This window comes from Streptomyces sp. CB01580, assembly GCF_001905795.1.
GTDB lineage: Bacteria > Actinomycetota > Actinomycetes > Streptomycetales > Streptomycetaceae > Streptomyces.
In genome coordinates, this window is record NZ_LIXJ01000018.1 from 59035 (window position 1) to 84428 (window position 25394).

Genomic DNA, 25394 nt, shown 5'->3' on the forward strand with positions numbered 1-25394 from the left:
TGACGTGGCGTCGACCACGGCCTGCTCGGCGACGGCTCCGTCGAAGTCCGCGTCACGCTCGCCGTACAGCTTGGGCAGCGGGTCACCGTCGACGATCCAGTTGCGCCAGTCCCGTTCCACCTCGGCGAGGTGCCGGACCAGGCCGAGCAGCGACATCGTCGACGGCGGAACCGATCGACGGGCCAGTTGCTCCGGATCCAGGCCCTCGCACTTCATCCGCAGGGTCGTGCGGTAGTCCGTCAGGAAGTCGTGCAGCGTCGCAGGCTCGCCTTCCGGGCCCGGACCTTCGTTGTTGCGGGGATCGTCGTCCGGGTCGGCCCACATGTCGGGGTAGACGGTCGCCTGGCTCCATCGTGCGGGTTGGTCGGTCATGCACCCCATGCTCGTCCGTGACAGCCGGAGCCACCACCGTGTTCTCGTTCCGATGCGGCGCCGTGTCGGCGACAGGATGAGGGGTCGGCGCCGGGGGGCGAGGGCCTCGTCCGTGGGCCGTTCCCGTCCAGGAACGTCGTCTCCTCGCCGACGAGGGGCAAGGCCCGTCCGGGTAATTCCTCGGCCGGTGATTCGCCGTTCCCGGTCACGACTTTCGGCTACAACTCCCGGCTACAACTCCCGTTCCATACGCATCAGTCGGCCCGTGTGTATGTCAACTGACCACTGCCGTCCGTGTTCTCGCGGTGCAGCGAACCGTTCGGGAGCAGCGTGAGTACGGTCGGCTTGCCCGCCGCGCAGGACGACATCGGCTCACCGGCGACCACCGTGGACGCGTCGATCTCCATCGGACCGGACGGGGACGGCTCGGTGGTCAAGGCGGCCTCGAAGACGCAGTGGTACGAGCCGCCGCCGTCGAGCGGTCCGTCCGCGGTGAGGGTGAGCACGGTCTGCCCGACCGCGCCCTGTCGGATGACGAGTTCCCGGGTCGAACGGCCCGAGGGGTTGTCGATGGAACCCGACCAACTGCCCAGGAAACCGGAGGGTATGGGGCCGTTGCCGCTCCGCCGGCCGTCGGAGGACGAATCGTCCGGATCGGAGGATGTCCGGCCGTCGCCGCCGTTCGCACCCGAGGACGTCCCGGCGGGTGGCGGTGACAGGGTCGGGGACGGAACGGGCTTCTTCCCCTTGTCGTTCATCAGCGCGTAGACGGACCCGCCGGCGCCGATCGCGACGAGCACGGCCACCGCGACGAGCGCGATCGTCGCTCCCTTGCCCCGCCGCTCGGGTTTTGGGGCGGGCTGCGGGGCGGGGGTGCAGAGCGGGCCGTACGGAGGAGTCGAGCCGAATCCGGGTTGCTGGTGCGGGTGCTGCTGTGGATATCCGTACCCGGTACCGCTCTGCTGCGTACCGAACCCCATCTGTCCGGGGTGCGGCTGCGCGTGCTGCTGCGGTGGGTAGCCGTACGCGTGGGAGTCCGGCGCGGGGGGCGGTACGGGCGCAGGGGTGCCGACCACGGCGGGCATCGAGTGCATGGTGCCGGGCGGCATCGGGCCGGGTCCGTCGACCGGCGAGCCTGATGCGACGGATCCGGCGGGGGCGGAAGGAACGGAGGAGGCGGGAGAGGCGGGGGACGTGGCGGACACGGAAGTGGCTGGAGGGGCGCCGGGCGCGGAAGTGGCTGGAGGAGTGCCGGGCGCGGAAGTGGTCAGAGGGGCGGTGGGCGCGCCGGGTGTGGTGGGCGCCGTGGCCGACGGGTCGGTGGGTGGTCGCTGCTCGGGCCTCTCCTCCGGGTCCTCGGAATCCAGCAGCTCCACGGCGTGGCGCCCGAGCTGGGCGAGGAGCGCGCCCGGGAGCCACGGCTCCGTCGCGTTGTCGTCCGCCAGGCGCTCCAGGAGCGCGTCCGTCGAAGGGCGGGCGGCCGGGTCCTTGCGCAGGCAGTCCCGGACCAGCTCGACGAGGTCCACCGGGACGCCGGTCAGATCCGGTTCCTCCTGGGCGATCCGGTACATCTGTGCGTGCGCACCGCTGTCGGACGTTCCGAACGGAAGCCGGCCGGTCGACGCGTACGCCAGTACCGAGCCGAGGCAGAACACGTCGCACGCCGGAGTCACCCGTTCGCCGCGCACCTGCTCCGGCGACATGAAGCCGGGCGAACCGACCAGGGCCCCGGTGCGGGTGAGGCCGCCGTCGGTGACGGTGTCGAGCGCGCGGGCGATGCCGAAGTCGATGACGCGCGGACCGTCGATCGTCAGCAGGATGTTGGAGGGCTTCAGATCACGGTGGACGAGCCCGGCGGAATGGATGGCCCGGAGCGCGTGGGCGAGCCCGGCCCCCAGAATGTGGACCGAGTGCTCGGGCAGCGGGCCGTATACGCCCGCCCCCGGTGTCGATCGCGAGGCGACACCGGGGGCGGGCGGGGTTCCAGGGCGGCCGGAGACCGTGGCCTGGAGGGAAGGCCCGGCGACGTAGCCGGTCGCCACCCAGGGAACGGCGGCCTCGGTGTCGGCGTCCAGAACCGGGGCCGTCCAGGCCGAGCCGACCTGGCGCGCTGCTCGCACCTCCTGACGGAACCGGTCGCGGAATTCCTGCTGTGCGGCGAGCTCGCCGCGTACCAGCTTGATCGCGACGGTTCGGCCGCGGTCGGAACGGGCCAGATAGACCTGGCCCATCCCCCCGGCGCCGAGCCGGCCCAGTAGTCGGTAGCCGCCGATGCGTTGCGGGTCGGTGGGCCCGAGCTTGTCCATGGTGTGTCCTCCCCCTGCGGCGAATACGCCGGAACGCGTTGAGGATAGCCGCGCGCCATGCCGCTCCGAAGGAGCCGGATACGGGCTCCTCCGCAGACAACTCCTCACCCCTGTCCCGGCTTTACTTCCTCGTCCTCGTCCTCGTCCTCGCTCCGTGCCCCTCGCCCGGCTCCGAGCTCCGGTCCCCGTTCCGGTCCCCGATCGAGGACCGCGGCCGGACACGAGGAGTGGCACGGTGGTCACGAGGTGCCGCATGCGACAGGGGAAGTGGCGCGAGGGGGCACGGCGGCGCGGAATGGCGCGGCGTACATGGGGACGGGGCCGCGCGGCACGGCGCGCGCGGGGAGTGGCATGGGGGAGACGGAACGGCGCGGCACGGCCGCTCGCACCGCCACCGGTGACCGGCAGCACGTTGCCGCCGCTGTTGCCGTCGCCGATGCCGGAGTGTGCCGAGCCGCGGTGTGACATCGCGTGCGTGGAGCCGCGACGTCACACCGCGTGCGTGGAGCCGCGACGCGACACCCTGCCCACCAAAGCGCCGCACGCCATACAAGGTGGTCATGTCGGCCGGCCGCCGGCGCATCTACGCTCGCCGCATGACCCCTCATGCCTCGCATGCCCCGCATGTCGACCCCGCCGCCGGCGCGGCCGTGAAGGCCGCAGACCGTGCGCACGTCTTCCACTCCTGGTCCGCCCAGGGCCTCATCGACCCGCTCGCCGTCGCCGGCGCCGAGGGGGCGTACTTCTGGGACTACGACGGCAACCGCTACCTGGACTTCACCAGCGGGCTCGTCTACACCAACATCGGCTACCAGCACCCCACCGTCGTCGCCGCGATCCAGGAGCAGGCGGGCAAGCTCGCCACCTTCGCCCCCGCGTTCGCGATCGAGGCGCGCTCCGAGGCCGCACGCCTCATCGCCGAGCGCACCCCCGGCGACCTGGACAAGATCTTCTTCACCAACGGCGGCGCGGAGGCCGTGGAGAACGCCATCCGGATGGCGCGGCTGCACACCGGGCGCACGAAGGTGCTCTCCGCGTACCGCTCGTACCACGGTGCCACCTCCACCGCGATCAACCTGACCGGCGACCCGCGCCGCTGGCCGTCCGACAGCGCCTCGGCGGGCGTCGTCCACTTCTGGACCCCGTTCCTCTACCGCTCGCCGTTCCACTCCGAGACGGAGGAGCAGGAGTGCGCCCGCGCGCTCCAGCACCTGGAGGACACCCTCGCCTTCGAGGGCCCCGGAACGGTCGCGGCGATCATCCTGGAGACGGTTCCCGGGACCGCGGGCATCATGACGCCGCCGCCCGGCTACCTGGCGGGCGTCCGCGAGATCTGTGACCGCTACGGCATCGTCTTCGTCCTCGACGAGGTGATGGCCGGCTTCGGGCGTACCGGCAAGTGGTTCGCCGCCGACCACTTCGACGTCGTGCCGGACCTGATGACCTTCGCCAAGGGCGTCAACTCCGGTTACGTACCGCTCGGCGGGGTCGCGATCTCCGCCGAGATCGCTGCCACCTTCGAGACCCGCCCCTACCCGGGCGGACTGACCTACTCCGGGCACCCGCTGGCGTGCGCGGCGGCCGTCGCCACTATCCACGTGATGGAGGACGAGAAGGTCATCGAGAACGCCGCCCGCATCGGCGAGACGGTACTCGGCCCCGGCCTGCGCGATCTCGCCGAGCGCCACCCGTCGGTGGGCGAGGTCCGCGGTCTCGGCGCGTTCTGGGCGCTGGAGCTGGTCCGTGACAAGGAGACCCGCGAGCCGCTGGTTCCGTACAACCCGAGCCCCGAGGCCAACGCGCCGATGGCGGCCTTCGGCGCGGCGGCGAAGAAGAACGGCATCTGGCCCTTCATCAACATGAACCGCACCCACGCCGTTCCCGCCTGCAACATCACGGACGAGGAGGCCAAGGCGGGCCTCGCCGCCCTCGACGCGGCGCTGTCGGTCGCGGACGAGTACACCGCGCAGTAGGTGCGCCGCAGGCACGCAGCAGGCGGATACGCGGTGTGACAAGGATGCCGTGCAACAAGCGCACCGTGTAACGAGCCCGCCGTCGTACGGCGAGTGCGCGAGTGTGCCGCATGGTGAACGCACCGAGGCCCTGGGCGCGTGCACCGGCGCGGCCGCCTTTCCCGGCCACCGACCCCGTACAGGGCCGGTGGCCGGGAGAGTTCGCCCGCTCGCCCTTCCGGCGTCTCCCCTTCTGCCCGGATCCGGGCAGGTCGACCCCTGCCTTAAGGTTGCCGGAGGCGGAGAGCAGGGGAGGGGCGCCATGCGCGCGAGCGGAGCTGTGACCCGCAGCACGCTGCGGCAGCAGATCGCGGACGCGCTGCGCGACGAAGTGCTTGCCGGACGACTGGAGCCGGGACGGGAATTCACTGTCAAGCAGATTGCGGAACAGTACGGTGTTTCGGCGACGCCGGTGCGTGAGGCGCTTTTCGACCTCTCGGCGCAGGGGCTGCTCGAATCCGATCAACACCGCGGTTTCCGGGTACGCGAGTTCACCGTCGCCGACTACCGGTCGATGGTCGAGGCCCGCACTCTGGTCATCGACGGGCTCATTCGCGACGTCTTCCAGGGGTACGGCCCGGGGCGGACGGTCGCGCGGGCGGTGGTGTACCAGGACGGTCTGGTCTCCGTGCGCCGCAGGGCGCAGGAGGCCTCGCGGGCGGCGCAGGGCGGCGACCTCGACATCCTCATCGGCTACGACCTTCGCTTCTGGCGGGAGTTGGGCGCGCTCGTCGACAACGCGTACATCAACGACTTCCTGCACCGTCTGCGCGTCCAGGCGTGGGTGTTCGCCGTGCCGTACCTGCGCCACGACGCGAGCGCCCGGGACTGGCTCTGGCACGGCCACCCGGAACTCGTCGCGGCGATCATGCTCTGTGACCGTGACGCGGTGTGCGCGGTGATGGACGACTACAACGCGCACGCGCTGAGCTGGGCGGACCGGCTCGCGGCCGGAAAGCTCGCGCGTCCCGGCGTGCCCGTCCCCGCCGCTGCCGACCCTGCCGCCCCTGTCGCTCCCCTCCCCGCCGTTCCGGGCTCCGGCGACGCCGGCGACGCCGGAGATCCCGGCCCCGCCTGCTCCGGAGATCCGGAACCGGGCTTTCCGGGGGCCTGACGGCCCGTACGGTAACTGCCGCACCGTCAAGTACCACTGCGCGGCGACCGGTCTGTTGCCGCATCAGGTCTGTCGCGCGTCGTCGGACCTGCCCCGCGTCATCGGACTGCCGTGGGCGCCATCGGGCCTGCCGGTTGCCGACCGACCTGTCGGCGCATCAGACCTGCCGTGCGCCATCAGTTCTGCCGACCCGTGAGGACCGCGCGACCGGATCCCGCCACCGCTCCCGGCGGGCGCCCCGGTGGACGTCCGGGCGCTCGCCCGGCTCCTTCTGCGGGCCACCTGGCACTGTGCGCGACGTGCCGCCCGCATTACGCTGTTGCGACTGTTGTGAATATTTCGATGCGCACCTGCGGGAGAGCGAGACTTCGTGGCCTGTGACCTGTGGCTGGTCCCCCTCGTCGATGTGCTGTGCCACAGCCCCGACAACCCGTTCGCCGAAGAGATCGCCGCCTACGACAAGGTGCTGGGCGAGGCCGGACTGCCGCCCGTTCCGGTGTACGCGTACATGCCCGGCCTGACCGGTGACGTGGCCCCGGTCGCGGGCTTCGACTACGACGCCCTGCACTTCCTGCGCCGCGCCTATCTGCTCCAGCTCAGCGGCCTCGCCGTCACGCCCGTCGACGAATTGGGCGGGGACTACGAGCAGTTGCTGGAGATGTTCGAGGCGACGGCCCGGCAGTCCCATCTGGTCTGGCACTACGATCACGCGGGGGCGTACGTTCCGCTGGACTTCGCCGCCCCGCTCTCCGACGACGACCTGCTCGCGGGCGGCGGCCCCCTCGGCTCCAGCCACGGGCTGCTGAGAGAGCTGGAGTTCGTCGCCCCGTCTCTCGGCATCGACCCGGCGAACCCGCCGGCCGCCCCACTGCCGCCCGTGGCGCCGACGGAGCTGGAGGAACCGGCGGGCCCGATCCCTTACGACGGCAGTCCGTTCGCCCGTGAGCGGCACGTCTGGCTGGGCCTGCACGCGGCCGCCACCCGCAGCCTCGCCCAGGGCTCGATGATCGTCCTCAGCTGACCCGTTCACCGCCCCGGGTGTGGTATCCGGACCGGCGTCCGGGCCGCTCCCGGACCGGCACCCGCTCCGGCACCCCGCCCCAGCATCCGAACCGGCATCCGGCCGGCACGGCCGAGGACGGCACCGCCGGGGCCGGTCAGTGCCGGGGGTGGGGCAAGGGCCGGGTCCGACGCCCGAACCGTCCTGCCCGGCCGGGCTCCTCCGGCGCCCCGCGGTGGTGTCACCGCGGGGACTCCGGGGGCCGCTGCCGCGGCATGTTCGGCCGGGCGATCGTCTGCATCGGGAACCGTCCCGGCTGCGTGCCGTGGTCCGTGCGCCCGCCGCCCCCGCCGCCGGACGACAGTGCCTGGAGCCCCATCGGCGCCGGCCCGGCCCGGAACTCCACCATCCAGTCCGCGGTCTCGGTCCGGACGAGTTCCGTGACGTCCTCCGAGAACCGCCGCAGCACCCCGAGACAGCGCTCGGCCGCCTCGCTGGCCGTCCCCTCGGTCGGGCCCAGCACCTCCCGTACGGACTCCGAGGCCCAGTCGAACTGGAGCACTTGGAGGCGACGCTGCACGGCCTGGGCGGTGGCGAGATTCCTTATCCAGCCCGATGTGAGGCCGAAGTATCGGTCGCACGCCATGCACGCGGCCCCCAGCAACAGCGACAGATAGCCCCACCCGGCCGCCCCGGCGAGCGTCCCGGTGAGGTCGAGCAGGGGCAGGGCGGCCCCCGCGACCGCCCCTGCGGCCGCACCGATCCGCAGCGTCCTGGCCGCGCGCCGCTTCCGGATCCGGTCGTTCAGATACCAGTCGGCGGTGCGCAGCGCCTCGGCCTCGACCCAGCGGTACAGCTCGTCGAGGCGCTCGGCGGGTTCACCCCAGTCGCCGAGCGGGAACGGTGTACCGGTCAGGTCCCCGCCCCGGCCCCGTGCGACCCGGCCCCATGCGCCGGAGCCCGAACCGGAGGAGCCGGCCGAGCCGGCCGAACCGGGCTCGTTGCGGGGTCCTTCGGGCTGCATCTCCGGCTGACTCACCGGGGTACTCCTCTGCGTTCTGCTTAATGACGCCTGATGTGCGGCGGTGGTTTCGGCGGTGGGCTGATCACTGCTCTCCGGTGCGGCCGACTGTCCCGCTTGCGTAACTTTGCGTGACGGGCGGTGCGCCTGTGTGCCCTGACGCGCATGCCCTTCCTACCGCCGAATGGTGGGCCGCGGGGTCGAAATGGCGTTATGCCCGGGAGCGGGGGGCCTGTGATCAGGTATGGGCGTCATGTCGGCGCTGACCCAAACTCACTCGAAAGAGTTGCTCGCCAGTGGGTGGGGCGCACTGTGCGGTGACCACGTAGGCTCGACATACCGAAACGTGTTGTCGTCGAATTGCCAGGAGTGACCGTGATTCCCGGTGCGGGTCAGCCCAATATGCAGCAGTTGCTGCAGCAAGCGCAGAAGATGCAGCAGGACCTCGCCGCGGCTCAGGAGGAGCTGGCCAGGACCGAGGTCGAGGGCCAGGCGGGTGGCGGTCTGGTGAAGGCGACCGTGACCGGCTCCGGTGAGCTCCGTGCCCTGGTGATCGACCCGAAGGCCGTCGATCCGGAGGACACCGAGACACTCGCGGACCTCGTCGTCGCCGCGGTCCAGGCGGCGAACGAGAACGCCCAGCAGCTCCAGCAGCAGAAGCTGGGCCCGCTCGCCCAGGGGCTGGGCGGTATGCCCGGCCTCCCCTTCTGACCGACCGCCTCCGGAGCGCCGCTCGGGCGCCGGTGGGGCCAGTCCCGGGGCCGTCGTCCGGGCAGTCCGGGCACGGCCTGGATGGCTTCCATGCTGTCGCACGGGCACGGCCCGGACGCTTCCTGGCCGTCGTCCGGATGTGACCAGGGTGCTTCCCGGTCGTCGTCCGAAGGTGACCAGGAAGCCTCCCGGTCGTCGTTCGGATGTGACCAGGACGCCTCACGGTCGTCGTTCGGCCGCTTGTGGGCCTTCTGACCGGCGGCCCGAACTCGTAGGTTGTATTCATAGCCCATCGCATGCGATGGACCGCCGGTCGCGCGCCGTTCGCGGCGTGCGGCCCACGGCCCGTCGCCCGCGGCCCACCCGTCCGCGGCCCGTCCGGGGACGGGAACAGGGAGTGGAAGAGGAAGGCGTTTCCGTTGTACGAAGGCGTGGTTCAGGACCTCATCGACGAACTGGGCAGGCTGCCCGGCGTCGGTCCCAAGAGCGCGCAGCGGATCGCTTTTCACATCCTGCAGGCCGAACCGACCGATGTGCGCCGTCTCGCCCATGCCCTCCTGGAGGTCAAGGACAAGGTCCGGTTCTGTTCGGTCTGCGGCAATGTCGCCCAGCAGGAGCAGTGCAACATCTGCCGGGACGCCCGCCGCGACCAGGCGGTCATCTGCGTGGTCGAGGAGCCGAAGGACGTCGTCGCGATCGAGCGGACCCGCGAGTTCCGGGGCAGGTACCACGTGCTCGGCGGCGCGATCAGCCCGATCGAGGGCGTCGGCCCCGACGATCTGCGCATCCGTGAACTGCTCGCCCGGCTCGCCGACGGCACGGTCACGGAGCTGATCCTGGCGACCGACCCCAACCTGGAGGGCGAGGCCACCGCGACGTACCTGGCCCGGATGGTCAAGCCGATGGGGCTGCGGGTCACGAGACTGGCCAGCGGTCTGCCGGTGGGCGGCGATCTGGAGTACGCGGACGAGGTCACCCTGGGCCGCGCCTTCGAGGGGAGGCGTCTGCTCGATGTGTGACGCTTTCATGTCACCCGATGTACCGATGGTGACCGTCGTCGCGACGCGCGGTGTTTCTATGTTCAGCGACGCTATGTTCTACTCACCGCTCGCGACCGTGCCCACGGGAGGTCCCCTCGATGTCTGACGCCACGCTGAACTCCGTCACGCAGGACCCGGGCGATTTCGCCGTCCAGATCGCCGACCAGATCAAGACGTTCATCGTCGCGGTCACCGAGGTGTCGAAGGTCGAGGAGCCCGAGGAGGCCGTTCCCGTCCTGCTGCTCCAGATCTCCCAGCTGCTGCTGGCGGGCGGACGGCTCGGTGCGTACGAGGACATCGTCCCCGAGGAGCGCTACGAGCCGGACCTGGGCGCGGAGCCGGACGCCGACGGGCTGCGCGAGCGGTTCGCCGTCCTGCTGGAGCCGATCGACGTCTACTCCGAGGTCTTCGACCCGTACGAGCCCCGAAAGGCGCCGGTCCCGGCCCGCATCTCGGACGACCTGGCCGACCTCGTCACCGATCTGCGCCACGGCCTGGCCCACTACGAGGAGAACCGCGTCACCGAGGCCCTGTGGTGGTGGCAGTTCTCGTACTTCTCCAACTGGGGTTCCACCGCGTCCGCCGCCCTGCGCGCCCTCCAGTCCCTGATCGCCCACATCCGCCTCAACCAGCCCCTCCAGGAGCTGGACGGCCTGGACACGGACTCGGAGACCGCCGACGAGGAGCTCGCCGAGGAGGCGGGCCGGGTGATGGCGCAGGAGATCGCGGGTCCGCTGGGGCTGCGCCCGGTGAAGTAGTACGTCCCTCGCGCCCCCTTGCCGTACCGTGCCGTGGGGCGAGAGGCCCTGTCGCACCCCTCGTCCTGCCGCGCCGCAGGTGAGACGCCCCCTCGCGTTACCTTGCCGTGCCTCGCCGTGCGGTGAGACGGGCCGTCCGGCGAGTGGACGGACGCTGCGCGGCGACCGCCGCGGCGTGCGACGCCTCGTGCCGCAGCTCGCGACCGCGGCGACGTGCGGCGGTGTACGTCCATGTGCGGCAATGCGCGCCCACGCGTGGGGTGCGGGAATGGCGGGATTGCGGAATGCGTGGCAATCACGGCACGCGCCCCGCCGACGGGAGCCATCGGCGGGAGCCCTCGACGGGCGGACGGTGAGGTTCCGGTCCAGGCTGGAGGGGGCGCCTCGCAGGGCGCGGTCCGACCCGCCGCGCATGTGGGGTGGGCCACACCTGGGAGTGCGGATCCGATCGGCGGGCAACAGCCCGTACGAGCGGCTTGGAGCTACACACCGATGATCACGTGCTGAGCAGGACATCTCAGCATGTGGTAACGGCGGGGCGATTTCGGGCCGCTCGTTAAACTGAGTCGACCGAGTAACGGACTGAGCGAGGAGCGCACGTGGGCCTTGTCGTGCAGAAGTACGGAGGCTCCTCCGTAGCCGATGCCGAGGGCATCAAGCGCGTCGCCAAGCGAATCGTCGATGCCAAGAAGAGCGGCAACCAGGTGGTTGTCGTGGTGTCCGCGATGGGCGACACGACGGACGAGTTGATCGATCTCGCCGCGCAGGTATCCCCGATACCCGCGGGGCGCGAGTTCGACATGCTGCTGACCGCGGGAGAGCGGATCTCCATGGCCCTGCTGGCGATGGCGATCAAAAACCTGGGCCACGAGGCCCAGTCGTTCACGGGCAGCCAGGCGGGCGTCATCACCGACTCGGTCCACAACAAAGCGCGCATCATCGATGTGACGCCGGGCCGCATCCGTACGGCGCTGGACGAGGGGAACATCGCGATCGTCGCGGGGTTCCAGGGCGTGTCCCAGGACAAGAAGGACATCACCACCCTCGGCCGGGGCGGATCCGACACCACCGCGGTGGCGCTCGCCGCCGCGCTGGACGCCGAGGTCTGCGAGATCTACACCGACGTGGACGGGGTCTTCACCGCCGACCCGAGGGTCGTGAAGAAGGCCCGGAAGATCGACTGGATCTCCTTCGAGGACATGCTGGAGCTGGCCGCCTCCGGTTCCAAGGTGCTGCTGCACCGGTGCGTGGAGTACGCACGCCGCTACAACATCCCGATCCACGTCCGCTCGTCCTTCTCGGGGCTGCGCGGGACCTGGGTCAGCAACGAGCCGCAAGGGGACCAGAAGGTGGAGCACGCGATCATCTCCGGAGTCGCCCATGACGTCTCCGAGGCCAAGGTCACCGTCGTCGGCGTGCCCGACAAGCCGGGCGAGGCCGCCGCGATCTTCCGCACGATCGCGAACGCGGAGATCAACATCGACATGGTGGTGCAGAACGTCTCCGCCGCGTCGACCGGTCTGACCGACATCTCGTTCACGCTGCCGAAGGCCGAGGGCCGCAAGGCCATCGACGCCCTGGAGCGCAACCGCGGCACCATCGGTTTCGAGTCGCTGCGCTACGACGACCAGATCGCGAAGATCTCCCTGGTCGGCGCCGGTATGAAGACCAACCCCGGAGTCACGGCCGGCTTCTTCGAGGCGCTGTCGGACGCCGGTGTGAACATCGAGCTCATCTCGACATCCGAGATCCGCATCTCGGTCGTCACCCGTGTCGATGACGTCAACGAGGCCGTGCGCGCCGTGCACACCGCCTTCGGCCTCGACAGCGACTCCGACGAGGCCGTCGTCTACGGGGGCACCGGCCGATGACCGCCCGCCGCCCCTCGCTCGCGGTCGTCGGAGCGACCGGGGCGATCGGCGGTGTCATGCTCCAGATCCTCTCGCAGCACGCGGACGTGTGGGGCGAGGTGAGACTGATCGCCTCGCCGCGTTCGGCCGGCCGCAAGCTGGTCGTGCGCGGCGAGGAGAGCGAGGTCCTTCCGCTCACCGAGGAGGTCTTCGACGGCATCGACGTGGCGCTGTTCCTGGTGCCCGACGACGTGTCCGCGCAGTGGGCGCCCGTCGCCGCGGCCAAGGGCGCGGTCGTCGTCGACGACTCCGCCGCGTTCCGGCTGGACGCGGACGTTCCGCTGGTCGTGCCCGAGATCAACCCGCACGCCGTACGGATCAGGCCTCGCGGCATCGTCGCGAGCCCGAACTGCACCACGCTCTCGCTGATCGTCGCGGTCGGCGCACTGCACGCCGAGTTCGGGGTACGGGAACTGGTCGTCTCCTCGTACCAGGCGGTGAGCGGCGCGGGTCGCGACGGGGTGGCCGCGCTGCGCGAACAGCTGTCGCTGGTGGCCGGCACCGAGCTGGGCACGAAGCCGGGTGACGTGCGCCGGGCCGTGGGGGACGCGGAGGGCGGGCCCTTCGCCGCACCGGTGGCGCTCAACGTGGTGCCCTGGGCCGGGACCGAGGCCGGCGACGGTTGGTCGTCGGAGGAGCTCGCGATCCGCGGGGAGTGCCGCAAGATCCTGGACCTGCCGGACCTGCGGGTGGCGGCGACCTGCGTGTACGTACCGGTCGTCGCGACGCACTCGATGTCCGTGCACGCACGGTTCGAGAACGAGGTCGCGGTCGACCGGGCCCACGAGATCCTGGCGACGGCGCCGGGCGTGGTGCTGTACGACAGCCCGGGGGAGGGGGACTTCCCGACGCCGTCCGACGTCGTCGGCACCGACCCGACGTGGGTCGGGCGCGTACGCCGCTCCCTGGACGACCCCCGCGCGCTGGAGATGTTCGTCTGCGGCGACAACCTCCGCAAGGGGGCCGCGCTGAACGTGGCACAGATCGCCGAAGCCGTGGCTGCCGAATTTCCCCGTGCCTGATCATGTCCTTCCTCGCGTCCGCGCCTGACCGAGGTGTCCGATCAGGGTGTTCGGTCGAGGCGTTCGGTCGAGGCGTTCGGTCGAGGCGTTCGATCAGGGTGTCTGATCAAGCCTGGTCGAACCTGATTTGTACGATCTGTGAATGCCCTGTGAGCAAGTTGAAAGTCTGAATCTCTTGAGCTGGGGTGTCGGGGTATCCGACGATGACCTTTCGGCCTGCTGCAACCGTCGGCCGGAACGTGCACGTCTATGCGATGACTTCTTGCACGACGGGGCGCATATTCGGGGCATTTGGGGAAGAGCGGGTACGTATGAGGGCATGTCGCACCGCGTCGAACGCGGTGTCGCGCGCGTACAACCCTGACGGGGGGAAACGTGTCCAACTGGCGTGGCAGAGGTTCTCGACATCACAGTGGTGGGCCCCCTGCGCGGCGCTTCGGTGCGACCGCTCAGGCGGCCCCGCAGGCCCGGCGGCATGCCGGTGATCGCGCCCATGCCTGCCGCGCGTCCCACGACACAGCTGCCGTCGCAGCGCGAGGGCGCTGAGGAGAGCGTGGCAGCCGGAACCACCGTCGACCATCTCACCGAGACCTACCGCGCCCACTACCGTTCGCTGCTGGGCCTCGCGGCGCTGCTCCTCGACGACACCGCATCCTGCGAGGACGTGGTGCAGGAGGCGTTCATCCGCGTGCACTCGGCGCGCAACCGGGTGCGGGACCCCGAGAAGACCCTGGCGTATCTGCGTCAGACCGTCGTCAATCTGTCGCGTTCCGCGCTGCGCCGCCGCATCCTCGGGCTGAAGCTGCTCTCCAAGCCCATGCCTGACATGGCGAGCGCGGAGGAGGGTGCGTACGACCAACTGGAGCGGGACGCCCTGATCAAGGCGATGCGCGGGCTGCAGCGACGCCAGCGGGAGGTGCTGGTGCTTCGCTACTTCGCGGACATGACGGAGGCTCAGGTGGCCGAGACGCTGGGCATATCCCTGGGATCGGTCAAGGCCTACGGGTCGCGCGGGATCGCGGCGCTGCGCGTCGTGATGGAGGCACAGGGATGAGCCGGCGCGGCAGCACGAACGGCAATGACAACGGCAACGGCGATGGCTATGGCGGCGGTGAGGGCTGTGGCGTCGACGATGGCGGCGGCGAGGGCGGTGACGACATGAGCCGCGACGGCGGTGTCGGCGACGTGGGCCGCGAGGGTGGCGAGGTCGCCCCGGAGAACGGGCGCGAGGGCGGCCGAGAGAGCGGAAGCGGGCAGGGGCCCGGGACCGACCGGACTGGAAACGCAATGGTGAACGACGGGCGGGAAGGCGCCGTGGCCCCGGACGGGGCATCGGACGCGTCCCCCGGCATGGATGCATGGGCGACTGCGGACGGGGACGGCGACGCGGCCTCCGAGGCACGGACACCCGAGGACGCGGGCCCCGGGGGCGCGGGTTCCGAGAACATGGCCCCCGAGGTGCGGAGTCACGAGGGCCCGGGCTCCGGGAGAGTGGCCCCCGAGGTGCAGGCTCATGCGCGGGCGGACGTGAGCCCGGGGGCGGAGGCGGACCCGGGCCGTGGCGTGGATGCGGGCGTGCACGTGGGCGCGGGCGGTGGCGACGCTACGCGCACGGGTTCCGTGACGGTCGTGGGCTTCGGCTCCCGGCGCGGTGACGGCGGCATGGAGGCGCCGGACCTCCTGGACGAGGTCGCGCTGCGCCGCATGCTGCACGGGGCGGTCCAGCACATCGAGCCCGGCCAGGGCGTCCTCGGCCATCTGCAGCGGGCGGTGCCCGCCCGTCGCGCCAGACGGCGGCAGGCCGTCGTGGGAATGGCGGCGGCGGCACTGCTCATCGGCACCGCGATCCCCGCCTTCGTCCATGTCGCGAACTCCGACGGTTCGAACACCGCCAACCCCGCGATAGCCGGGCACGGCGAACAGGCGCAGGGCGGCAACGGTACGGAGGATGGTTCGGGAAGCGGCGGGAAGGATCTCGGCGGCGGAACCGACGGCCAGGACGACCGGGATCCGGACCATCCCGTGAGCACGAGCAGCCCGTCCGGCAGCGGTGGCCAGGGCACCGAAGGCGACCTGGCCGGGGGAGTCTCCGATCCGGCCGCCTCCCTGGCGTCCGCCCCGCCGGCCTGTGACGCGGGACAACTCGGTGTCGCCTCGGCCCAGACGGGCTCGGCGGGCGCCGACGGCACTGTTTACGGCACGTTCCGGATCGCCAATGTCTCCGACACGGAGTGCTCGGTGAGCGGCGGCGGAAGCGTGGGCTTCCAGGCACTGGGGGCGGCGGACCCGGCCAAGATCACGGTCGTCCGGCACGCGGCGGGCGACGCGGCGGCCGGACTGCCCGACCCCTCGCAGGAACAGGACGCCGTGGCGCTGAAGCCGTCCATGATGTACGAGGTGAGGTTCGCCTGGGTGCCGAGGGACACCTGTCCGACTGTCGGGGGTTCGCCGAGCCCGACGCCGACGGAGGGCACGGGCGGCGCCGGCGGAGGTACTGCCGCCGGCGCGGGTCCGGGCACGGGTACGGGTTCCGGCGACGGGGCCGTGGCGACGGTCGCGCAGCTCGGCGGAGAGGACGGCGGGCTGCAGGACGGCAGCGTCGCCGTCACGCACATCCCGGAGGCGGGAGCACCGGTCGCGGAGACGAAGATCGCCAACGCCTGTTCCGGCACGATCTACCGGACCGGGGTGCTGGCCCCCACGACGTGACACGTGGGCACGCGCCCGAACCTGCGCGTGCCCCCACGTCCACCAGGTGTCCACGCGCGTGTTGTCGACCGACGAGGACCAGCGCCAGCTCGCAGACTCCCGGACAGATGCCCGCGCGCGTGTTGTTGCCCGACCCGCGGCGCTCCGGGCGTCTGCCTCCAAGCCCTGGGCCCCGGGCCCCGGACACATGCGGATGGTTCAGGCGCCGCCGGTCTTCGCGTCGGACCCGGGCCGGACGCCGTGGTCGGCGGGCTCGGTGGCAGCAGCACCCGCACCCACGCCCGAACTCGATCTCTCGGCCGCATCCGCATCCGCGTTCCTACCTGGATCTGTCCCCGCATCCGCGTCGGTGCTCGCAGCCGTGTTCCCGTCCGCGCCCGCGTCCGCACCCCCTTCTGCGACGATTCCCAGCTTCAGGTCGCGCGCGGCTTCGGCCTCGCGGCGGATCAGCCGGAACCACATGAAAAGCACGAACCCGGCGAAGACGAACCACTCACCGGTGTAGCCGAGGTTCTGGAACGCCTTCAGGTCCAGCCCGGTGCCCTGTGGCACGGTGGCCGGTACGGGACGCAGAGCGCCGGCGCCCGTGCCACCGGTGTCCTGGAGCGTCACCCACGCGTCGTAGACGTCGTACGGGACGAGGTTGATGAGGGACGCTGCGCCGATGATGCCGAGCTGGCCGTCCGGGAGCCCACCCGTGGCATGGGCTCCCGCGGTGCCGGCGTTCTCGGAGGCCTGGAGGTCGCCGGTGACCGTGACCGTGCCGGTCGGCGCGGCCGGAACGGCGGTGTTGCCGGGCTTGCCCGGCAACCAGCCGCGCACGACCGGCAGCGCCTTGCCGTTGTCCGTGCGCAGCATGTTCAGGACGTAGAAGCCGTCCTTGCCGTCCAACTCCCGTCCGGGCACCAGGAACTGGTCGGCGTACCGACCGGTGGCGGTGGCGGGACGGCCGGAGGTCGCCGTGTCGACGGGCAGCAGGTCGTCGATCGGCTTCGCGGCCCTGGTACCCGGGGCGGGCTGCTTCTCGGCGGCGTTGTGCGTCTGCACACGGTCTTCGAAGCGGCCGAGCTGCCAGGTGCCCATGAAGACGCAGAAGGGGATGGCCAGCACGACGAACAGGTTGATCCCCCACCATCGCGGGGTCAGCAGGAACCGGTACACCCCTCCACGGTACGGTCCCTCGCTGCGGTCCCCCGGCGCGGGGTACCGCCCACACCCCCTCCGCCCCGCGATCCGCCACCCACGTCCAGCCCCCTCGTGCGCACGGTCCGTCCCCCGTCGGGCACGGTCCGGCGCGGTCCCGCCGGATGGGGGCCGACACGCCCCGAGTCCGCGTACGCGCACCGTCCCCGAGCCCCCCGCACGGCGCGCCGTCCCCACCACCCGGCGTGGCTTCCGTCCCCCGTCTTCCGCCCCCGTCCCCGCTGTCCCCCCCCGTCCTCCGTGTGTCGTTCCTCAGGCTTCCGGCCGCCGTGCCTCTTTCAGGCGCCGGACGTGGGCGCGGAGGCACCGCCGGACGGGGGAGTGTCAGCAGGGGCAGGGGCAGGGGCGTCCGCGGCCAGGTGGCGTCGGGCGAAGTCGAGCTCCAGGCGGACCTGCTTGATCCGCTCCTCCACGACCAGCGAGCCGTGCCCCGCGTCGTACCGATAGACCTCGTGCACGGCGTCGCGCCCCTTCAACCGGTCCACGTAGTTCTCGATCTGGCGGATCGGGCAGCGCGGGTCGTTGACCCCCGCCGAGATGTGGACCGGCGCCCGGACGGCGTCGACGTACGTCAGCGGGGACGAGGCCGCGAAGCGCTCAGGGATCTCCTCCGGCGTGCCGCCCAGCAGGGTGCGGTCCAGTGCCTTCAGGTCCTCCATCTCGTCCTGGTACGCCGTGACGTAGTCGGCGACCGGCACGGCCGCCAGGCCCACCGCCCAGGCTTCCGGCTGGGTGCCGAGGCCCAACAGGGTCAGATAACCGCCCCAGGAGCCACCGGCCAGAACCAGCTTCGCCGGGTCGGCGAGCCCCGAAGCCACCGCCCACTCCCGCACCGCGGCGATGTCCTCCAGCTCGATCAGGCCGACCCGGTGCTTGAGCGCGTCCGTCCAGGCTCGGCCGTACCCGGTGGAACCCCGGTAATTGACGCGGACGACCGCGTAGCCGTGGTCCACCCACGCGGCGGGCCCGGACGCGAAGGCGTCGCTGTCGTGCCAGGTCGGCCCTCCGTGGATCTCGAACACCGTGGGGAACGGCCCTTCGGCCGGGGCGGCGGGCCGCTGTACGAGTGCGTGGACCCGGCCCCCGGGCCCGTCCACCCATACGTCTTCCACCGGCACGGACGCCGGGGCCTTCCGGCCGGGCGGATCGAGCACCACCGCGCCCGATGTCGACCGGATGACGGGCGGCTGCGCGGCCGACGACCACAGGTACTCCACCGTGCCGTCCGGCCGGGCCGTGGCACCCGAGACCGATCCCGCGGGGGTCTCCACCCGGACGGGAGGCGCGCCCGCCCCCGGCTCGTACCGCCACAGGTCGCTGCGGGCCTCGAACCCGTGCACGACCAGGAGCGCGGAGGCATCCGGATACCACTCGGCGCCCACATCGCCCGGCAGATCCATCCCGAGGTCCGTCTCCGTGCCCGCCACCGGATCCCAGATCATCGGCTCCCAGCGCCCGCGACGCTGATGTCCGACCAGCAGCCTGTTGTCACCGGCGACGGGCGCGAAGCCGAGCACGGACAACCCCAGCTCCTTCGTACCGCCCTCGGTGTCGTCCAGCTCCGCGACCGTGGACCCGTCGGGCCGCATCACACGCAGCGTGGAGTGCATCGCGTCGCCGTGCTCGGTGTGCTCCAGAGCGATCAGCGTCCCGTCATGGCTGAGATCGCCGACGCTCGCCGACTCACGATGGCGGTAGATCTCGACCGGGGCGGCCCCGGGGCGCACGACATGGATCGTCGTTCCGTCCTCGTCGGTCGAGCGGCCGATCACCGCCGTACCGTCCCGCCCGATCGCGAGCCCCGCCGGGTACGAGGGGGCGAGACCGGGCGCCGCCGGTTCGTCCACGGGCCCCTCGCCGTCGGCGCCGTGGAACGGCTGGCGCATCCACACCCCGAACTCGTCCCCGTCGGTGTCGTCGAACCACCAGATCGACTCGCCGTCCGGCGTCAGCACGCCCTCCGTCGTCCCGTTCGGCCGGTCGGTGACCTGGCGCTGCTCGCCGGTGGCGCGGTCCCATGCGTACAGCTCGTACGTCCCCGTCGCGTTGGAGACGAACAGCGCGCGGTCCGGCGCGTCCTCGGCCCAGTCGGGCAGCGACACCCTGGGCGCGCGGAAGCGCTGCTCCCACACCGGCATGGACGTGCCCGCCGCCTCCTCGCCGACCGCATGAGCTCCGACGGCCGCGTCGCCGGTCGGTGCTGCTCCGCCCCCGTCGGCGACCGCACCCGCTCCGCCCCCGTCGGCGACCGGGCTCTCGGTCCCCGCCACGGGCGCATCGGTCGGCCCGGACCCGGCCGCGGGCGTCTGTCCGGACCCGGCCGGGGACGTCTGTCCGGACTCGGGCGTGGGCGCGGGGGTGGTCGCCCGCGAGATGGGAGCCGTCGAGCCAGTGATCTCAGTCATGGTCCCCATTCTGCGCCGGAACGCCGACAATTCGTTCGCATTGCCCTCAGCCTGTGGATAACCTCCCCGGCATGCATGCAGAGACCCCCGCCGACTGGCGCCAGGCCAACCGCGCACGCTGGGACGAACGGGTCCCCATCCACACCGCGAGCGATTTCTACGAACTCGACTCCTTCCGCGCGGGCAAGGACGCCCTGCGCGACTTCGAGCGTGCGGAGGTCGGTGACGTCACGGGCAAGTCGCTGCTGCATCTGCAGTGCCATATCGGAGTGGACACCCTCTCCTGGGCCCGGCACGGCGCGGCGCGCGTCGTCGGTCTGGACTTCTCGGAACCGGCTGTCGAGACGGCGCGCCGCCTGGCCCGCGAGATCGGACTTCCCCAAGAACGGGCGACGTTCGTCACCGCCGACGTCCACGACGCCGCCGAGGCCGTTCCGGACCCGTCGTACGACATCGTCTACACCGGCATCGGCGCATTGAACTGGCTTCCCAGTATCAGGCGTTGGGCCGAGGTCGCCGCGTCGCTCGTCGCGCCGGGCGGTTTCCTCTACCTCGCGGAGTTCCATCCGATCACCGACTGCCTCGACGACTCGACCGGCAGGGAGATCGTCCACGACTACTTCTGTCGCGACGCGTGGGTGGAAGAAACCCCGGGCACGTACACGGACTTCGACGCGCCGACCGTCCACAACCGCAGTGTCGAATGGCAGCACCCGATCGGTGATGTGGTGTCGGCGCTGGCCGCGACGGGCCTGCGGATCGAGTTCCTGCACGAGCACGACGTCTCGCTCTTCGCCCGGTTCTCGGCGCTGGAGCGGCAGGGCGACGGCTTCTACCGCTTCCCCGCCGACCGCCCGCGGATCCCGCTGATGTACTCGATCAAGGCGTCACGCCCGTCCGACTCCTGATGGTCCATCGCGCGCCCCGACTCTCCCCTCCCCGGCCGCTTCCCGCCCGCTCACGGGCCGGTTCCGGCCAGGACCGCCGGGTCTACGGGCGCGGACCCGTAAGAGACGGAGGTCGAAGGCCGTGGCGGGCCGGCCGGAGACGCATGCTTCCGGCCGGCCCGCCGTACCCAGGCGCCCGCGCTTTCCGCGCGACTTTTCGACTTTTCGCCCTTCGTTCTCCAGCCTTCGGCCCTCTGGCTTGGGCCCTCGACTTTCGGGCTTCGCCGTTGGCCGCCTACTACGCCGCCGAGCGGAAGGCCGGAAGGTAGCCGCCCGACTGCCCGGCCGCCTTGGGGTGGTACGAGTTGTAGACCGGGACCGACACACTGTGGAGCCACGCGTCACCGGAGCACAGCTCGTGCCCGGTGAACTCGTCCACCACGCTGGAGTACGTGAACCCGGCGTTGGCGGCCTGCTTGGCGATGACCCCGTTCAGGATGTCGGACGCGTCGTTGATGGCCGCGCGCTTCTTCTCGGAGAGCCCGGCGACGCAGCTGCCGCTCAGCTTGTAGAAGCGCGGGTACCCCAGCACCACCACATGAGCCTTCGGGGCACGGGTCTTTATGGAGCCGTAGAGCGAACTCAGACGTGACGGCAGGGAGTTCTGCACCTGGGACACGGCCGAGCCGACACTGCTCAGGCAGGTGGCCTCGCTGGACAGCACGCAGTCCTGCATGACATCGGCGAAGCCCACGTCGTTGCCGCCCGCGGTGACGCTGACCAGACCGGTGGACGAGTTGAGAGCACCCAGCTGGGTGCTCGCCACGGAGCTCGTCGTGGCGCCCGAACAGGCGACGAAGGTGAACGAGGAGGGTGAGTTGGCGGCGGCCCAGAGGTAGGGGTAGGCATTGGTGCTGCGACGGCAGTCGCCGCTGTCGGAAAGGTAGCTTCCCGCGCCGACGCCGGAGGAATACGAGTCGCCGAGAGCGACGTAGCCACCAGTGGCTACGGAGTTCGCCGAGGCCGGCTGGGCAACGCCCAGAGCGGCCGCGGCGGCGAGGACCAGGGTGGAAGCGGACGCCCAGAAACGCCGTACTGACATGGCTGTCAGCCCTCCGAAGTGTGGGGAATGGGTGGGGGGGGGTTGATGGGGCGCCATGTTTCTAGCAGCTCTGGGTACTGGCCGGTAATAGCTGAGCAAGAACTGGTCTGATATGCCCGAATGATCGTTCGGGTGTACGAGCTTCGCGCGTAGATAAACCTCTGGCCGCACCTGAGAATGGTGTTTTTCGGTTCACTTGCCGACCCTGCCGAACCATCCGTCGTGCCATCGCGGGGGGTGTGTCGGCGTCGGAGCCGGTAGTCAAGGCCGGAATCGGCCTTGGGCGGCAGGCCCCCGACGCGGCGCGACCCCGACATGACAGGCCCCCGACACGGCGGGACCCCCGAGTCGCGGGGGCCTCAAGTGACGGGAGGGGCAGGGTGTCGGCGGAGCCGGGCGACAGGGGGGGCCGGGCGGAGGGAAGGCCCGGGCGGAGGGAGGCCCGGGCGGCAGAAGGTCCAATCGTCGGGGCCTGGTCGCCGGGTGCGGGCATCAAAAAACCGCCCTCCGTGGCGGCATCCCTGCGCGGGGCGCCGCCACGGAGGGCGGTGGGTCTGGTTCTACGGGTTCAGTGGTCGCGGCCTGCGGAGATCAATTGTGGCCGAACCTCCGCTGCTTCCGGTGGGAGACCTGCTCCGAGATCGAACGCACCGTGTTCTCGGTGGGGGGCGGCTGCGTTTTCTCCTTTGTGTCCGGAGCGGTGCTGCGTTCGTGGCCACCGGTGCGGGCGCCGCGATTCTGTCGACTCTGCTTCTTGCCCACGATCGTGCCTCCTGTGGCGGATCTCGGACGATGGGCCACTCTCAGATTCGCATATGCGTACGAAATGTGCATATCGGGCGCGAGTCGCGGAGCGTGCTTCCGAACGGGCGGCGGGCGCCGGGGCGGCGCCCTGAGGGCCGACCTCGACAGGTGTCGCGACGGGCGTCGCGGCGGGGCTGCGACAGGTGGTGCGACAGTCGGTGGGCAGGAGGCAGGAGGCAGGGGGTAGGGGCCGGACAGGGCGTGCGGCAGGTGGTAGGGCGGCTCGTGCGTCAGGCGGTGCGACGCCTCCGTCGCCGTCCGTGATCCGTCCGGCCCGCCCCGCTCCCGCCGATATTCGAATGCGGTTCGCCCCCGTCGGGCATATGGTCGACGGTTGTGGAACCGCTCATTGAGAAACAGATCCGCTCATCCTTCGTGAACTGCACCAAAGGGGATGCGGCCCGGCTCCGGCTGCCACTCGATTTCGCCGAACTTCCCTGGGAGGACCTGGACTTCCTGGGATGGGTGGATCCCGGAGCGCCGCTGAAGGCCCACCTGGTGCTGCCCCGTGCGGAGGGCCCGTTGGGGATCTCGCTGCGGGTGCCTTCGATGCGGCGTACCAGCGCCGTGAAGTCCAGCCTCTGCCAGATCTGCCTGACCGGCCACGCCTCCTCGGGCGTCACTCTGCTCGCCGCTCCGCTGGCGGGCCCTCGCGGCCGCGAGGGCAACACGATCGGCATCTACATCTGCGCGGACCTCGCCTGCCCCCTGTACGTGCGCGGCAAGCGGCAACCGAAACTGCGTGCCGGACGGTACGAGGAATCCCTCGGCCTGGACGAGCGCCTGGCCCGCATGTCGGAGAACCTGGACGCCTTCGCGGCCAAGGTCACCGCGGGGTGAATTGGGCGGATGCGACGGTTGCCCGCTGACGCCGCCCGCCTGCCTGCCGAGCAGGACGCGAGGGGCGGGCACAGGCTCCGGCTTCAGCCGCTCACCACGTCCCGAACCGCCGCGAGGAAGTCCTCCATCAGCGGATGCGTGGGATGGACGGGACGGGCGAGGTAGACCGTGGCGGCGGGGGCGTCGGAGACCGGGATGAAGCGGATGCCCGGGTGGCCATGACTCTCCGCCGTGCCGGCCGCGCCGAGGCCGAAGGCGCCGCCGGCGGCGATGAGGTTCAGCCACTCGTCCACGTTGCCCACCTCGACCGTTCGGGCCGGGCGGTGCTGTGGCGGCCACAGGTCCGGTGAAGTGGTACCTGTGTCGGGCCACAGGGCCAGCGGAAGGTCCGGGCGGGCGGTGAGTTCGGCCAGCAGCACCTGGTCCCGGTCCCCGAGCGGGTGGTCGTCGGGGACTGCGGCGACCCGGTCCTCCGTGTAGAGGGCCTCGGTGCGGATGCGCGGCTCGGCGGGGACGGTGCGGAGTATCGCCACGTCGGTGTCCCCGGTGGCGAGGCCCGCGGTGCTGTTGTCCCGCCGGACCACGTCGAGCGGGATGTGCGGGTGTGCGCGGCGCCAGGAACGGAGCAGCGGGACGGTCTGTCGTCCGAGCACCGCGCAGGTGTAGCCGATCCGCAGGGGGCGGGGGACCGCACGGGTTTCGGCGAGGGCCGCGTCCAGGTGGGCGAGGATCGTGCGTCCGTGCGCGGAATCGTCGCCGAGCAGCCGGTGGTGGCCGGAGCGGCGGCGTCCGCCGCGAACGGCGCGGTGGAGGCGTTCGTGCGGGCCGCCGCGATCGAGCTCCCGCCCCAGCGCATCAACGCGGTGAGTCCGGCGGTGGCCGAGGAGTCCCTGCCCGCTTACGGACCCTTCTTCGCCGGCATGGAGGCGGTCCCGGCGGCCCGGGTGGCGACGGCGTACGTCCGCTCGATCGAGGGTGCGCAGACAGGTCGGATCTACCGGATCCGGTAGGCCCGGACCTCCGCACCTGGATGCTTCGAGTTCGCGAGCACACGGCGGCGGACCGCCGCGGCTCACGCTGTCCGGGGAAGCCTTGACGCGCAGCCAGCTGTGTTTGCTTTCACAGCTGCTCCGGATCGCCGCTGTCGGCCGGTGCTGCCTCTACCCGCTCGCGGTCCCGCCGAAAACCCAGCCGACCAGCGACCTCCATCCTTTGCGAGAGCACTGATCGGTCGGGTCTGTGGACTCTGGCATGGGAGCGGGGTTCCCTCTCCTTGTCCATGAACTGATTGCTCTCGTAAAGGATGCCTATTCGGTCAACTTCGGCTGCGGAGCGTTAAAACTGGCCACATGCCGACCAGCCGATCTTCCGGTACACGACTCGACGGCAGCATGGTCAGGCACTTGAACGGTCCGCTGCGCCGCGGAACGAGATCGTCGGGGGTACTGGTGAACCATAGGTGGCCGCCGTCCACCTTTCTCGGCCGGTTGCGGAGTACGACGCGCGATGAACTGCTCGGGCAAGGCACGCTGATCGCCTATCCGCCCCATCGCGCGCTGCTGCAGCAGGGAGACGAGGGCAGGCACATCTTGTTGATCACAAGCGGTGTCGTGAAGGTCGTCGCCAGCGCGGAGAGCGGCTACGACATGCTGCTTGCCGTCCGTATAGCGGGTGACCTGGTGGGTGAGATGGCAGCCTTCGAGGAGCGCCCCAGGTCCGGCATGGTGATCGCATGCAGCGATGTGACCGCCCGGATCATCCAGGCGCGGGCGCTGGAAACCTTCCTCACCCGCCACCCGGATGCCATGCGGGCCATTCTTCACATGCTGTGCGCCCGGTTGCGCTGGGCCAACCGGCGTCGGATCGACTTTCAAGCGTACGACTCGCTGACCCGGCTGGCCCGGGTCCTGGCCGAGTTGAGTCAGGCCTACGCACAGCCCGTGCCGGACGGTGGCGGCAAGCGGTGCGAGCTGGGAGTGACGCTCACTCAGAGGGAGCTTGCGTCGTTGGCCGGACTCGCCCTCAACACGGCTGAGAAGAGCCTGGCCACGCTGACAGCCAAGGGGCTGGTGGAGCGCAGTTACCGAAGCATAACCATCTGTGACGTTCCGAAACTGCTTGAATTCGCCAAAGTCGTTGCTGACAACCCGTATTGATACGGGATCACTGCACGCTCTC

General features: G+C 71.0%; 21 protein-coding genes and 1 pseudogene. 14 read left to right on the forward strand and 8 right to left on the reverse strand.

All coding sequences use genetic code 11. The features are described 5' to 3' along the window. Positions 1 to 12: 12 nt before the first annotated feature. Together AMK22_RS24130 and AMK22_RS24135 are read right to left on the reverse strand one after the other, a co-directional pair. Positions 13 to 372: pseudogene (locus AMK22_RS24130) on the reverse strand (mycothiol transferase); the annotation flags it as partial. Between the two features lie 254 nt (positions 373 to 626). Then, positions 627 to 2678, reverse strand: a complete 2052-nt coding sequence (locus tag AMK22_RS24135) for a serine/threonine-protein kinase (RefSeq protein ID WP_073788236.1) — start codon at positions 2676 to 2678, stop codon at positions 627 to 629. Between the two features lie 596 nt (positions 2679 to 3274). On the opposite strand from AMK22_RS24135, the gene AMK22_RS24140 reads away from it, so the two are divergent. The 3 genes from AMK22_RS24140 to AMK22_RS24150 all read left to right on the forward strand — a co-directional run bounded on the left by AMK22_RS24140 (position 3275) and on the right by AMK22_RS24150 (position 6825). Continuing rightward, a complete protein-coding gene (locus AMK22_RS24140; RefSeq protein WP_073788324.1) occupies positions 3275 to 4651 on the forward strand; it encodes an aspartate aminotransferase family protein in 1377 nt (458 codons plus the stop codon). 301 nt (positions 4652 to 4952) lie between these two features. Beyond that, positions 4953 to 5804, forward strand: a complete 852-nt coding sequence (locus AMK22_RS24145) for a GntR family transcriptional regulator (RefSeq protein WP_073788238.1) — start codon at positions 4953 to 4955, stop codon at positions 5802 to 5804. Between the two features lie 370 nt (positions 5805 to 6174). Further along, complete coding sequence (locus tag AMK22_RS24150) at positions 6175 to 6825, forward strand: hypothetical protein (RefSeq protein WP_073788240.1); 651 nt, start codon at positions 6175 to 6177, stop codon at positions 6823 to 6825. 220 nt (positions 6826 to 7045) lie between these two features. Here AMK22_RS24150 and AMK22_RS24155 read toward each other — a convergent pair whose 3' ends face one another. Next, the gene (locus AMK22_RS24155) at positions 7046 to 7828 is read right to left on the reverse strand and encodes an SLATT domain-containing protein (RefSeq protein WP_073788242.1); all 783 of its coding nucleotides are present in this window, start codon (positions 7826 to 7828) and stop codon (positions 7046 to 7048) included. A gap of 372 nt (positions 7829 to 8200) precedes the next feature. On the opposite strand from AMK22_RS24155, the gene AMK22_RS24160 reads away from it, so the two are divergent. The 7 genes from AMK22_RS24160 to AMK22_RS24190 all read left to right on the forward strand — a co-directional run bounded on the left by AMK22_RS24160 (position 8201) and on the right by AMK22_RS24190 (position 15975). Then, entirely contained in the window at positions 8201 to 8536 is a 336-nt protein-coding gene (locus AMK22_RS24160) for a YbaB/EbfC family nucleoid-associated protein (RefSeq protein ID WP_073788244.1), read from the forward strand. Positions 8537 to 8955: 419 nt separating this feature from the next. Continuing rightward, positions 8956 to 9555: a recombination mediator RecR gene (gene recR, locus AMK22_RS24165; protein WP_073788246.1), complete on the forward strand. Its 600-nt coding sequence runs from the start codon at positions 8956 to 8958 to the stop codon at positions 9553 to 9555. Between the two features lie 119 nt (positions 9556 to 9674). Further along, entirely contained in the window at positions 9675 to 10334 is a 660-nt protein-coding gene (locus AMK22_RS24170; protein ID WP_073788247.1) for a DUF5063 domain-containing protein, read from the forward strand. Positions 10335 to 10933: 599 nt separating this feature from the next. Then, entirely contained in the window at positions 10934 to 12205 is a 1272-nt protein-coding gene (locus AMK22_RS24175) for an aspartate kinase (RefSeq protein ID WP_073788249.1), read from the forward strand. Beyond that, positions 12202 to 13266, forward strand: coding sequence for an aspartate-semialdehyde dehydrogenase (locus AMK22_RS24180; protein ID WP_073788251.1), 1065 nt, complete (start codon positions 12202 to 12204; stop codon positions 13264 to 13266). The genes AMK22_RS24175 and AMK22_RS24180 overlap by 4 nt, the downstream gene beginning before the upstream one ends. A 475-nt stretch (positions 13267 to 13741) precedes the next feature. Beyond that, the gene (locus AMK22_RS24185) at positions 13742 to 14320 is read left to right on the forward strand and encodes a SigE family RNA polymerase sigma factor (RefSeq protein ID WP_073788253.1); all 579 of its coding nucleotides are present in this window, start codon (positions 13742 to 13744) and stop codon (positions 14318 to 14320) included. Beyond that, on the forward strand, positions 14317 to 15975 hold the full coding sequence (locus tag AMK22_RS24190) for a hypothetical protein (RefSeq protein ID WP_073788255.1): 1659 nt from the start codon (positions 14317 to 14319) through the stop codon (positions 15973 to 15975). Before AMK22_RS24185 ends, AMK22_RS24190 begins: the two co-directional genes overlap by 4 nt. Positions 15976 to 16173: 198 nt before the next feature. Here AMK22_RS24190 and AMK22_RS24195 read toward each other — a convergent pair whose 3' ends face one another. Beyond that, positions 16174 to 17136, reverse strand: coding sequence for an SURF1 family protein (locus AMK22_RS24195; protein WP_079186364.1), 963 nt, complete (start codon positions 17134 to 17136; stop codon positions 16174 to 16176). Between the two features lie 320 nt (positions 17137 to 17456). After that, positions 17457 to 19316, reverse strand: a complete 1860-nt coding sequence (locus AMK22_RS24200) for a S9 family peptidase (RefSeq protein ID WP_242434123.1) — start codon at positions 19314 to 19316, stop codon at positions 17457 to 17459. A gap of 338 nt (positions 19317 to 19654) precedes the next feature. Here AMK22_RS24200 and AMK22_RS24205 point away from each other — a divergent pair, with 338 nt between their 5' ends. Then, positions 19655 to 20491, forward strand: coding sequence for a class I SAM-dependent methyltransferase (locus AMK22_RS24205; RefSeq protein ID WP_073788257.1), 837 nt, complete (start codon positions 19655 to 19657; stop codon positions 20489 to 20491). Between the two features lie 277 nt (positions 20492 to 20768). On the opposite strand, the gene AMK22_RS24210 is transcribed toward AMK22_RS24205, so the two are convergent. Together AMK22_RS24210 and AMK22_RS40175 are read right to left on the reverse strand one after the other, a co-directional pair. Beyond that, positions 20769 to 21572, reverse strand: a complete 804-nt coding sequence (locus AMK22_RS24210) for an SGNH/GDSL hydrolase family protein (RefSeq protein ID WP_073788259.1) — start codon at positions 21570 to 21572, stop codon at positions 20769 to 20771. A 591-nt stretch (positions 21573 to 22163) separates the two neighbouring features. Beyond that, positions 22164 to 22334 carry a hypothetical protein gene (locus AMK22_RS40175; protein WP_199883304.1) on the reverse strand — a complete coding sequence of 57 codons (171 nt, stop codon included), beginning with the start codon at positions 22332 to 22334 and terminating at the stop codon, positions 22164 to 22166. A gap of 378 nt (positions 22335 to 22712) precedes the next feature. Here AMK22_RS40175 and AMK22_RS24215 point away from each other — a divergent pair, with 378 nt between their 5' ends. Next, positions 22713 to 23216: an FBP domain-containing protein gene (locus AMK22_RS24215; RefSeq protein WP_073788261.1), complete on the forward strand. Its 504-nt coding sequence runs from the start codon at positions 22713 to 22715 to the stop codon at positions 23214 to 23216. An 83-nt stretch (positions 23217 to 23299) separates the two neighbouring features. Here AMK22_RS24215 and AMK22_RS24220 read toward each other — a convergent pair whose 3' ends face one another. Continuing rightward, positions 23300 to 24067, reverse strand: coding sequence for a LysR substrate-binding domain-containing protein (locus AMK22_RS24220; protein ID WP_079186377.1), 768 nt, complete (start codon positions 24065 to 24067; stop codon positions 23300 to 23302). Between AMK22_RS24220 and AMK22_RS24225 the strand changes: the two genes are divergently transcribed. Beyond that, complete coding sequence (locus tag AMK22_RS24225; protein ID WP_424863372.1) at positions 23957 to 24226, forward strand: hypothetical protein; 270 nt, start codon at positions 23957 to 23959, stop codon at positions 24224 to 24226. The genes AMK22_RS24220 and AMK22_RS24225 overlap by 111 nt on opposite strands. 339 nt (positions 24227 to 24565) lie before the next feature. Then, entirely contained in the window at positions 24566 to 25372 is an 807-nt protein-coding gene (locus AMK22_RS24230) for a Crp/Fnr family transcriptional regulator (protein ID WP_242434114.1), read from the forward strand. Positions 25373 to 25394 lie beyond the last annotated feature (22 nt).

Excerpts from the sequence above, each read along its gene's own strand:
- AMK22_RS24185 (WP_073788253.1), top strand. The coding sequence starts at position 13,742 with ATGCCGGTGATCGCGCCCATGCCTGCCGCGCGTCCCACGACACAGCTG.
- AMK22_RS24190 (WP_073788255.1), top strand. The coding sequence starts at position 14,317 with ATGAGCCGGCGCGGCAGCACGAACGGCAATGACAACGGCAACGGCGAT.
- AMK22_RS24145 (WP_073788238.1), top strand. The coding sequence starts at position 4,953 with ATGCGCGCGAGCGGAGCTGTGACCCGCAGCACGCTGCGGCAGCAGATC.
- AMK22_RS24230 (WP_242434114.1), top strand. The coding sequence starts at position 24,566 with ATGCCGACCAGCCGATCTTCCGGTACACGACTCGACGGCAGCATGGTC.
- AMK22_RS24140 (WP_073788324.1), top strand. The coding sequence starts at position 3,275 with ATGACCCCTCATGCCTCGCATGCCCCGCATGTCGACCCCGCCGCCGGC.
- AMK22_RS24200 (WP_242434123.1), bottom strand. The coding sequence starts at position 19,316 with ATGCCGGTGTGGGAGCAGCGCTTCCGCGCGCCCAGGGTGTCGCTGCCC.
- AMK22_RS24170 (WP_073788247.1), top strand. The coding sequence starts at position 9,675 with ATGTCTGACGCCACGCTGAACTCCGTCACGCAGGACCCGGGCGATTTC.
- AMK22_RS24210 (WP_073788259.1), bottom strand. The coding sequence starts at position 21,572 with ATGTCAGTACGGCGTTTCTGGGCGTCCGCTTCCACCCTGGTCCTCGCC.
- AMK22_RS24180 (WP_073788251.1), top strand. The coding sequence starts at position 12,202 with ATGACCGCCCGCCGCCCCTCGCTCGCGGTCGTCGGAGCGACCGGGGCG.
- AMK22_RS24205 (WP_073788257.1), top strand. The coding sequence starts at position 19,655 with ATGCATGCAGAGACCCCCGCCGACTGGCGCCAGGCCAACCGCGCACGC.
- AMK22_RS24155 (WP_073788242.1), bottom strand. The coding sequence starts at position 7,828 with ATGCAGCCCGAAGGACCCCGCAACGAGCCCGGTTCGGCCGGCTCGGCC.
- AMK22_RS24135 (WP_073788236.1), bottom strand. The coding sequence starts at position 2,678 with ATGGACAAGCTCGGGCCCACCGACCCGCAACGCATCGGCGGCTACCGA.